Origin of the sequence: Chamaesiphon sp. GL140_3_metabinner_50 (assembly GCF_025361915.1) — a bacterium.
Lineage (GTDB): Bacteria > Cyanobacteriota > Cyanobacteriia > Cyanobacteriales > Chamaesiphonaceae > Chamaesiphon.
In genome coordinates this window covers 1-10,186 of record NZ_JANYJC010000393.1, presented here as the reverse complement: position 1 = coordinate 10,186, position 10,186 = coordinate 1, and the positions used below count along the sequence as shown (strand labels likewise).

The window sequence follows — 10,186 nt, the reverse complement described above, 5'->3', positions numbered from 1 at the left end:
CTTTTGTCATCCCAGTATCTTGAATACGATGCATGGGTAGAAGATACTAGAGCAAAAATAGATGAAGCTCAACTAGAGATCGATAGAGGTGAGGGTATTCCACTCGATACAGCAATGGCTCACAGCGCAGCACTGCCAAATCCAGCAAACACTTCCCAACAGCAATGGCAGCAAGCTATCGATCGGATTCACGATCGATCGCCAATCTCACTCGATCTCCAAAAAGTCCAAATTGCTGACATGCTTGCCAAATTTAACGCGGATGACGATGATGAAGAACAGCAACAAGTCCTAGAAATCATCAACTCCATTCCCAGAACATCGATCTGAGCACCTAATGACTCAAATTGTTTTACTGGACTCCACCCCAGTTGGATTAATTACCAATCCTAAAGCAACTCCTGTAGCAATTGAGTGTCAGCAATGGCTACAGAGCTTACTCGACAGAGGATACCATGTGGTTCTGCCTGAAATCATCGATTATGAAATTCGTCGGGAATTGCTAAGAGTCAATAAAATGAAGAGTATTCGCCGACTCGATGAGCTGAAATCTGCGCTTACATATTTGCCAATTACGACCGAAGTAATGCTCAAAGCTGCCCAAATGTGGGCACAAGTCAGGCAACAAGGCAAACCAACCGCAGATAACAAAGCCTTAGACGGAGATGTGATTTTAGCCGCTCAAGCTATCCTCATCAGTAGTGAAGCATATCGCTCGATTGTTGCTACCAGTAATCCCAAACACCTGTCTTTATTTGTTGACGCAAGAGACTGGCAAGATATCTAGCCAAGCTGGATGAACACTGCTTCTCGCGTAGATTTCAGCCGATCGACAGACCGATCTATTCTCACACAAACATTCGCTACAATGGACAATAGAGCGAGGATCGACCCAATCTAACAATTATGACTTCTCAGCTAGAATCAATAATTCAACAAGCTACTCAACTAGATCGAGATGAAAGAATTGAGTTAATTACTCATTTGGCTAATTCGCTTCATTCTAGTAACGATTCCGACTCAGAGTCAGTTTTGACCAATATTCAACAATCTCAACTCGCTCGATTGAGATCGGAGATCGAGATTGGATTAGAACAGGTAAAAGCGGGTAAAACTGTCGATGGAGAAACAGTTTTTGCCAATCTGCAAGCAAGAGTCGATGGTTACAGAGAGAGGACGTAGTGGGTACTTACTCTTTGACAGAGGCAGCAATTCAAGATTTAGAATCGATTTGCGATGCAATTGCCATCGATAATCCAGATGCCGCTAGCAATTTATTCGATGACATCAGAGAACAGTGTTTGCGCGTCGTTAAATTCCCATTGAGTGGCAAAAAATACGATCGACTCAAACCAAATTTACGTGGATTTATTATCGAGAGTTATATTGTCTTTTATACGAGCGAGGGCGAAAATATTGCGATCGTCAAAGTAGTCAGCGGTTACAGAGATCTAGATGCGATCTTTCGATCGAAGTAGGTCGATATGAACATTTACGACATGAGAATCACCGATCGTCTAGATGGTGGGCACTGCCCACCACATACGTTTGAGCCGATCGAACTCAATCTAATAATCTAACCTAAGACCCAATTTACCAAAGTTCTGACTGGATGACCCGTCGCGCCAGCGTTATTTACGCCATGCTCCTTGTCGCTCCAAACTGGCCCAGCGACATCTAAATGCGCCCAGGGCGTATCTTTAACAAACTGTTTGAGGAATAGAGCCGCCGTAATCGAACCGCCACCACGAGGGCCAGTATTTTTGAGATCGGCGATGGGTGATTTAATGCCGTCGAAGTACTTATCGGCTAGGGGCATTTGCCAGAAGTTTTCACCTGCGAGTTCGGCTGCTGCGAGGATGCCGTCGGCGAGGGACTTATCGGGACTCCATAAGCCGGAAATATCGTCGCCCAATGCGACGATACAAGCACCTGTGAGGGTGGCGAGATCGACGATCGCATCTAAGCCCAATTTATCGGCATAAACTAATGCGTCGGCGAGGGTTAACCGCCCTTCTGCGTCGGTGTTGTTGATTTCGATCGTTTTGCCATTCGATGCCGTCAAGATGTCGCCAGGGTGCATGGCGCGACCGCTAATCATGTTTTCAGTGACTGCACTAATGAAGTGAACTTCGACATCGGGCTTAATTTGACCGATGGCTTTGGCAGCTCCAAACATTGCCGCAGCACCACCCATATCCATTTTCATGGTTTCGATGCCGCTACCCGCACCTTTAATATTTAAACCACCGGAGTCGAAGGTTAAGCCTTTACCGACGATCGCAATTTTGCGGCGGGGCGTACCTGTGGGTGTATAAGTAAGATGGATGAATTTTGGTGGCATTTCGGAAGCTTGCGCCACGCCTAAAAATGCACCCATGCCTAAGGCTTCGCATTCGGCTTGCTCTAAAATTTTGAGTGCGAACCCATAATCTTTAGACATCTGGATTGCTGTTTCTGCCATGCTCATCGGCGTGACGAAATTTGCAGGTGCGGCGACTAGTTCCCGCGCCAAAATTACCCCGTCGGCAATTGCCTGTGCTTTAGCAATCGCCGCATCGTTCCCAGCGGAGTCGAGCAGGTGAATTTCAGCTAGCTTGAGCTGATTTTCGGGTTTGACTTCAGATTTAAAGCGATTATCTTGGTGCAGTGCGAGGAGTAAGCCTTCGCTAATAACTTGAGTTGTTGTCGCACCATCGTTATTCCAGACGGGAAGAGCGATGCCTAAGGTTTTGGCTTTTTCGCGTTTGGCGGCTCTGGCAATTGTCGCGCCAGCTTTGCGAAAAGTGTCTAGTTTGACATCGGCAGCTTTGCCCAAACCGACGAGCATAATTTTCTGAATCGGGGTATTCACGCCGACACGAGTTACCGCGCTGCTAGATTTGGATCCTTTAAATTCAGTCTCAGTTATCAGTGCTTCGATAACGCCTGCCAATTTAGTATTAAGTTCGGCAAGATCGCCACTAAGTTCGACAGCATCTTCATAAAACCCAATCGCCAATAGATCTCCAGTCCATTCTAGACGTGGTGTAGCGATCGCTTTAATATCCATATTTACGTTTTGTAGGGGTAATTTCAATCGTGTGGGGGAGTTTTGCACTGAGAGCTTCCTCATGTTGACTCGACGAGCGAGTCTGACATCACTCTAATTGTAGCAATCCTCGGCAGCATCCCTTTTTGACGATGCCGTGGCAAGTGAGGTTAAATCTAGTAAATCGGGTCACAAATTATCGATGCACGCAGATTGGTATAAGATGATGCATTTTTTTGCAAACTTAGTCAATCTGCTGATGTACATTCGATCGAATCGTCGGTAAAGTAACCTCAAACACGATCGCGTATTACGGATGCCGATCGCATCAACAGGGTGTTAACAATATGGCAATTATTACCGGAACCGAAGGCGCAGACATTTTGCAAGGAACGAGTGTAGATCCACTTGCAGTGCCACCTCCAGGCGGCTCCAGCGATAGTGGTCGAGATACTATTAACGCACTCGGCGGTGACGATCTCATCTTCGCGACGACTGGTGAAGATACCATCAATGGTGGCAATGGTAATGACATTCTAGACTTTAGCAAGACAAATAAAGACATTTTCTTGAATTATAATGGCGGCGGCTATGACAGCGTTAATTTTTCGAGACGATCTGCCCCAAGTCCTTCGGAAGAAGCCGTTTTGGGTAGCGCAATTAGTATTGAAACATTCATTGGTAATCCCAATCGATCTAATACTATTAATGACTTTGGCCCATCTAGAGGTATTACTAGTAATACTAAAGTCGATCTAAATTTAGCAACCGGACAGGGTACCTATTTTGGCTTACCAGGCGATATCCCAGTAACTTATAATTTCCAGAACTTTGATAATATTAACACTCTCAATAGTCAGGGAACATTTATTGGTAACGATCGCGATAACAAGATTACTGCTGGTAATGGTAGTGTAATTATTGGATCGATTGGTAACGATGAATTATCCGGTCGGACGATCGACTATAGCAGTTTGAGTAATGCCGTGAATATTTCGCCTGGATGGTCTACTGTTGGCGGCAGAAGTGGTTCTAGTGCTGATATCAGTGCAATTGGTAACAAGGGTATCGGTACCGATAAAATTGGTGGTAACTACCGCAAGATTATTGGTGCAACTAACAAAGAAAATACCCTGGAAGTTGCCACTCGTAATGAAGCTATTATAGATGTAAATCTAGCTAATAATTCAATGGTCGCGACTGATTTTTTTGGCTTTGCTGGCAATCGAATCGCCTATGAGGTCGTCAACTTTGTCAACTTCAGCGGCGGTAAGCGAAACGATACGATCGTGGGGAGTAATAGCAATGGTAAATTGACTGGTGGCGGCGGTAACGATACCATTACTGGCGGTACTGGTAACGATCGTCTTACAGGTACTAACAGCACCGCTCGTGGCGTTGGCGAAGTCGATACGCTCACTGGTGGCGGTGGGAAAGATAAGTTTATTTTAGGCGATCGTAATGGTGCTTATTATCTGGGTAATGGTAGTAATGATTATGCCAGCATTACCGATTTTAACCTCTTGAATGACTCGATCGATATTGGCAGTCTCAAAGATTATAGTTTAGCTTTTGATGGTGCGAATACGATCGATTTATTCTCTGGTAAGGATGTCAACACTCGCGATTTGATTGCTAAAATTCAACTCGCAGATTTGAATCTTGCTGCCTTGAGTAAGTCTAGTAGTTCCCGCGTCGGAGCGATGTCTGTTAATGCTTCAATTATGGGTGGTGTAGCTACTTCTGCTGTCGATGTTGCCTCTAAAATCGATATCCTTTCTGGTGTTAATTCTACCGCCGATGTCGTAATTTAGCTCACGATTCACGGTCTTGAAAAGGTGCTTCACTTGGGATTCCTCCAAGTGAAGCACCTTTTCACTATTCACTATTCACACTTCTCCTTGCGGAGACGCTAGGCTACGGCTGTCGCTCAGTGCAAGCTATCCACTAAAATACTAATATATATTTCGATCTAAGATGCAATCATGTATAATTGGCATTTTACTTTAACTGGCGATCGAGACTCCCCACCACTATTACTATTGCATGGCTGGATGGGCAGTTGTGAAGATTATTGCGAGGTAATTGAGCTGTTAAAATCGCATTTTTATTGTATCGCGATCGATTTACCCGGACATGGTAAAACGCAGACGCATGATGAAACGGGATATAATTTTATCGATACCGCACGGGGTATTATTCAGTTATTAGACGATCTAAATATAGAGCATTGTGCGATCGCGGGTTATTCTTTTGGCGGGAGATTGACACTATATCTCGCGCTCGAATTTTCAGCTAGGTTCGATCGAGTTATCTTAGAATCGACATCTCCAGGGTTAGCAACTGCATCGGATCGACAAGCTAGAATTGCAAACGATCGACAAATTATCGATCGGTTAATAACTGGGGACTCGATCGAGTTTGTAAATAATTGGTATCGACAACCGCTATTTGTCGGTATCGAAAAACATCCAAACTTTTTAGATTTAATTCATCGTCGGATTGCAACTAATCGACCGATTAACCTAGCTAAATCTTTACAGTATGCTGGTTTGGGAATGCAACCATATTTAGGCGACAGGCTAAAAACTGCAACTCAACCGATATTATTAATTGCTGGCGAACTCGATTTTAAATTTGTAACGATCGGTCAAAATATCGAGCGAGAATGCCCGAATATCGATTTTAAAATAGTCCCTAATTGCAGTCATAATATCCACTTTCAACAGCCACAAACTTGGCTCGATCTATGTTTTAAATCCCAGCCACAATCTTTTTAAAGATAAACTGCAAAAACCAATTACACCTACTGTCATTACGAGTGCTAATAGTGGGAAATCGCGATGAGTTTCGATAGTTAAGGTTTTAGCATTCGGATCGTTGATAAATGCCGAAATTCGACCGAGCTGTGTTTCGATCTGAGCCGTGGCATCTCCATTCCAATGTTTAGTTAACGGAATTTCTTGACGATCTCTAGTAATTAGTCCGATTCGATACTTTCCTCTAGATTGTCGATCGACAATTTCGACTCCTGCCAATTGCTGCTTAGGTACTTCGATACTTCTAATTCTACCTGGATATGGTTCGCCAGTAATGGTACAGATTACCAGTTCTGGGTTAGGCTGACATTTAAGACTGACTGTTTCCCAATAGATAGCTACCATCAGGAGATACCAGAACACTGAAAACGATCCTAGCAAAGCAGTGCCAATTAATTTTCGGTTCCACGATAATCTTGGATTCATCTGGATGTGGTGGGCTGAATTGTATTAACACTCTATCCTTACTCTGCTAATAAATCGCCAGCCGATCGTCTCAATTAACTTATTTTAGCCTTCAGGTGGATAAGGACTCACGATCGACTCGACCGAATCCTGAGTAATCGCATCATCGGCAACCATCGGTACGCCAGTTAATTGGCTCCAGATATAATCGCGTTGATTGATTAATAAGATACTCACTAAAGTCAGACAAACGCCACACCATTGGAGTAAATCGAGACTTTCGCCCAGAAATAAACTCCCGAATAACAGGGCAAATACTGGAGTTAAGAACGTCAAAGAACTCAAACTCGTGAGATTGCCCTGCGCGGCAAAGTAGAAAAATAATCCATACGCGATCGCACTCCCAAATATCGTAGAGTAAGCGATCGATAGCCAATCATAGTTAGTCAATGCCGTCCATTGGTTTGACTCTAAATAAAACGAACCAAATACTAATGGAATCCCGCCGAGAATCATGTGCCAGCCCGTCGCCACGACCGGATCGACATGTTTGGTGACAAATGGCACTAAGATCGTTCCTACCGCCATTGAGAGGGCAGCTAAGAGCATCAGCCATTCACCCCGATTAAATAATTCAGCCAGATCGAATTGACTCGTCAATGGACTAGTCGCAACTTGACTCAACCACTCAATGGGTAGCCCAATGCAACTAATTCCTAGCACCCCCAAAATTAAACCACAGATGCCGATTGCCCCAATTCGTTCTTTAAATAACCAAGCACTGAGCAAAGCCACCGCTAACGGCTGAGAGTCAATCATCACCGAACCCAAACCCGCATTCGTCCGCACCAATCCCGCCGCTAAGAACCCTTGAAATAACGTGCCATCGATCAGGGCAAATAAGCTAATCCACGCCCATGCTTGCCAGCTTTGCGGTTGTTGCCGTTTGGTAATCGTCGTCACGAGTAAGACTAAAATCCCCGCCGGGATCAGTCGCATTACCGCCATGAAAAAAGGCGTGGTGTGAGGCATCACCCCTTTCATCGCTACCATTGCAGTCCCCCAGAGGAAAAAGGGCAAGACCAATAAAATCGGTGTTAAGCTGAGTAAGGATGAGGACTTGTATGACTGCATGAATACTTAAATTGCGGCTCTTAACAAATTGTATATTTTCTTCACAAACTCTGCTAGTTTTCTAGGCGTTAGGTTTTAGGTTTTAGGTTTTAGGTTTTAGGTTTTAGGTTTTAGGTTTTAGGCGTTGGAACTGCGTTCTGTGCTTACTTCTTACTTCTTACTTCTTACTTCTTACTTCTTACTCCTTACTTCTTACTCCTTACTCCTTACTCCCACTTCTCCAACCTCCCACCTCCCATCTCCTAACTATGTTCTGGCCGTTCAACCAAAAAGCTACGAAACAAATCGCCCGAATTGAAATTTCTGGGGCAATCGGCAGTGGTACGCGCAAAGCCGTTTTGAAAGCACTGCGAGAAGTTGAAGAGCGCAAATATCCGGCTTTATTGCTGCGAATCGATAGTCCTGGCGGAACTGTTGGCGATTCTTATGAAATTTATCGGGCACTCCAACGGCTGCAACCTAAAGTCCAAATCGTCGCCAGTTATGGCAATATTTCGGCTTCTGGGGGCGTATATATCGGGATGGGTGCGCCGAACATTATGGCGAATCCCGGCACCCTCACGGGCAGTATTGGGGTAATTCTGCGCGGAAATAATCTAGAGAAGTTACTCGAACGGGTAGGTGTATCGTTTAAGGTAATTAAATCGGGGCCTTATAAAGATATTTTATCGTTCGATCGGCAGTTGACCGCGCCTGAGGAACAAATATTGCAAACGCTCATCGATAGTACTTACGAGCAATTTGTCAATACAGTGGCAGAATCTCGCCGTCTCGATCCGGCGACAGTCAGAACTTTTGCCGACGGACGCATTTTCACGGGCGAACAAGCTGTAGAATTTGGAGTGGTCGATCGCTTGGGTTCGGAAGAAGATGCTAGACTATGGCTGGCAGAATTATCTGGGTTAGATCCAGACAAAGCGAAACTTCAGACGATCGAAGAACGCAAGCCACTGTTGAGTAGAATCTTACAAAGTCAAGTTTCTGGGTTCACAACAGTAGTATCTGCGGCAGATTGGGTACAATTTGAAATGAGTACTAGCGGACAACCATTGTGGTTATATCGTCCCTAGTCAGGATCGATATTTAACATTTTGGGGAGGATGACAGCGTGGAGTGGCAGATGAGAGCGATTCGAGGAGCGACGACAGCGAGTGAAAATACGGAGGCATCGATCGCAATTGCTGTCACCGAACTCTTGCAAGAATTAGAATATCGCAATCGGATCGATCCCGATCGCATTATTAGTGTCATTTTTACCGCGACTAGAGATTTAGATGCGGTTTTTCCCGCCGCTATCGCTCGTCGCATCTATCCCAATTGGCGAGATGTCGCCCTAATGGACGTTCAACAAATGCACGTCGAAGATAGTCTCGCCCGCTGCATTCGGTTTCTAATTCACGCCCATCTCCCCGCTGATGCTAAAGTTTACCACCCTTATCTACGCGGCGCGAGTAATTTACGCCCCGATCGGAGTTTGGTGAGCTAGGGGGGAGGGGGGAGATGGGAGAAGGGAGATGGGAGATGGGAGTAAGAAGTAAGAAGTAGGAAGTGTGGGAAGTTAAAAATCAAAGAACGCAGTTCAAAAGCCTATTCCCTAATTCCCTATTCCCTATCCCCTAATTCCCTATTCTCTATCCCCTATCCCCTAATTTGCGATTCGCACGTAATTGCCCGCACGCTGCTGTTGCGCCTAAGCCTTTGGAATAACGCACGCTGACGGCGATGTGTTGATGTTCTAGCACATCTACAAACGCCTTAATATCTCTGGGTGTAGGACGCTCGAAATCGGCATCGTCGATCGGATTGTAGGGAATTAAGTTAACATGGCTTTGAAAGCCACGCAGTTGGCTGGCTAATTCTGCTGCTAGCTTGGGGTTGTCGTTTACGCCTGCAAGGAGAATATATTCGACACTCAGCCGTCTCCCAGTGATTTTGACATAATCTCGACACTCAGCTAGCAATTCTTCAATTGGGTAATGTTCGGCGGTGGGGACTAATTTGGTGCGGAGTCGTTGAGTGGGTGCATGGAGACTCACAGCCAAGGTAACCTGAAGCTCATGCTCGGCGAGTTCGTAAATTTTACCAGGAATTCCCACTGTGGAGATGGTAATCGATCGCTGCGAAATTCCGATATCTTGATTGAGACAAGTCACCGCTTTAACGACATTAGCTAAATTAGCCAAAGGTTCGCCCATGCCCATAAATACTACATGGCTGACGCGTTCTTGAAAATCTTCTTGGACTGTCAAAACTTGATCGATAATTTCATGCGGGTGGAGATGGCGCGTAAATCCGCCCATCCCCGTCGCGCAGAAGGTACAAGCCATCGCACAACCAACTTGAGAAGAAACGCACACCGTCAGCCGTTTTGCCGTCGGAATGCCCACAGCTTCGACAATTTGCCCATCGTGGAGTTTGAGTAAGTATTTGATCGTACCATCGCTAGCGACCGCACGGTGATGGATCGTCGATCGACCGATCGGGGTGTCCTTGACAGTTTCGCGCCACTGCTTAGAAAATACGGTGATGTCCGCCAGCGATTTAGCGCCCTGCTGATAGATCCACTGATATAATTGTTTGCCCCGGTAGGCTGGCTGTCCTTGCGTTTGTACCCACGTAGTCAGTTCTGCTAAACTCAAGCCGAGTAGCGGGGTAGCTGTGCTTTGAGTGTTCGGTTCTAAAGTAATGACAGACATGTTGTGGAAGAGTTATGGTATCGATAAGGAAGCGAACTGGGGAATACTATGACAGAGGAACGCGCATCTGCAATCTGGTGAGATCTTAGTCAGCCAACCAT

The 10,186-nt window shown here is 45.4% G+C and carries 11 protein-coding genes and 1 pseudogene; 8 read left to right on the top strand and 4 right to left on the bottom strand.

The genetic code is table 11. From position 1 onward, the window contains the following. From Q0R35_RS19380 to Q0R35_RS19365, 4 genes and pseudogenes are all read left to right on the top strand, one after another. Positions 1 to 330 (top strand): annotated as a pseudogene (locus Q0R35_RS19380) (hypothetical protein); the annotation flags it as partial. Positions 331 to 337: 7 nt separating this feature from the next. Continuing rightward, entirely contained in the window at positions 338 to 787 is a 450-nt protein-coding gene (locus tag Q0R35_RS19375; protein WP_295622245.1) for a hypothetical protein, read from the top strand. A 119-nt stretch (positions 788 to 906) separates the two neighbouring features. Continuing rightward, a complete protein-coding gene (locus tag Q0R35_RS19370) occupies positions 907 to 1,182 on the top strand; it encodes a hypothetical protein (protein WP_295622244.1) in 276 nt (91 codons plus the stop codon). Beyond that, complete coding sequence (locus Q0R35_RS19365; protein ID WP_295622243.1) at positions 1,182 to 1,478, top strand: type II toxin-antitoxin system RelE/ParE family toxin; 297 nt, start codon at positions 1,182 to 1,184, stop codon at positions 1,476 to 1,478. The genes Q0R35_RS19370 and Q0R35_RS19365 overlap by 1 nt, the downstream gene beginning before the upstream one ends. Before the next feature lie 98 nt (positions 1,479 to 1,576). Here the strand turns inward: Q0R35_RS19365 and Q0R35_RS19360 are convergent, their stop codons facing one another. Next, a complete protein-coding gene (locus Q0R35_RS19360; protein ID WP_295622247.1) occupies positions 1,577 to 3,052 on the bottom strand; it encodes a leucyl aminopeptidase in 1,476 nt (491 codons plus the stop codon). 326 nt (positions 3,053 to 3,378) lie between these two features. Here Q0R35_RS19360 and Q0R35_RS19355 point away from each other — a divergent pair, with 326 nt between their 5' ends. Both Q0R35_RS19355 and menH read left to right on the top strand, forming a co-directional pair. Next, positions 3,379 to 4,845, top strand: coding sequence for a calcium-binding protein (locus Q0R35_RS19355; RefSeq protein WP_295622241.1), 1,467 nt, complete (start codon positions 3,379 to 3,381; stop codon positions 4,843 to 4,845). A 171-nt stretch (positions 4,846 to 5,016) separates the two neighbouring features. After that, complete coding sequence (gene menH / locus Q0R35_RS19350) at positions 5,017 to 5,811, top strand: 2-succinyl-6-hydroxy-2,4-cyclohexadiene-1-carboxylate synthase (protein WP_295622240.1); 795 nt, start codon at positions 5,017 to 5,019, stop codon at positions 5,809 to 5,811. Here menH and Q0R35_RS19345 read toward each other — a convergent pair. Both Q0R35_RS19345 and Q0R35_RS19340 read right to left on the bottom strand, forming a co-directional pair. Further along, positions 5,779 to 6,276, bottom strand: coding sequence for a hypothetical protein (locus Q0R35_RS19345; protein WP_295622239.1), 498 nt, complete (start codon positions 6,274 to 6,276; stop codon positions 5,779 to 5,781). The two genes, menH and Q0R35_RS19345, sit on opposite strands and share 33 nt — an antisense overlap. Before the next feature lie 84 nt (positions 6,277 to 6,360). Next, on the bottom strand, positions 6,361 to 7,389 hold the full coding sequence (locus tag Q0R35_RS19340) for a DMT family transporter (protein ID WP_295622238.1): 1,029 nt from the start codon (positions 7,387 to 7,389) through the stop codon (positions 6,361 to 6,363). A 248-nt stretch (positions 7,390 to 7,637) separates the two neighbouring features. Here Q0R35_RS19340 and sppA point away from each other — a divergent pair, with 248 nt between their 5' ends. Beyond that, a complete protein-coding gene (gene sppA / locus Q0R35_RS19335; protein WP_295622237.1) occupies positions 7,638 to 8,459 on the top strand; it encodes a signal peptide peptidase SppA in 822 nt (273 codons plus the stop codon). Between the two features lie 50 nt (positions 8,460 to 8,509). Continuing rightward, a complete protein-coding gene (gene aroH, locus Q0R35_RS19330; protein WP_295622236.1) occupies positions 8,510 to 8,875 on the top strand; it encodes a chorismate mutase in 366 nt (121 codons plus the stop codon). A gap of 145 nt (positions 8,876 to 9,020) precedes the next feature. Here the strand turns inward: aroH and rlmN are convergent, their stop codons facing one another. Further along, entirely contained in the window at positions 9,021 to 10,085 is a 1,065-nt protein-coding gene (gene rlmN, locus Q0R35_RS19325; protein WP_295622234.1) for a 23S rRNA (adenine(2503)-C(2))-methyltransferase RlmN, read from the bottom strand. Between the last annotated feature and the right edge of the window lie 101 nt (positions 10,086 to 10,186).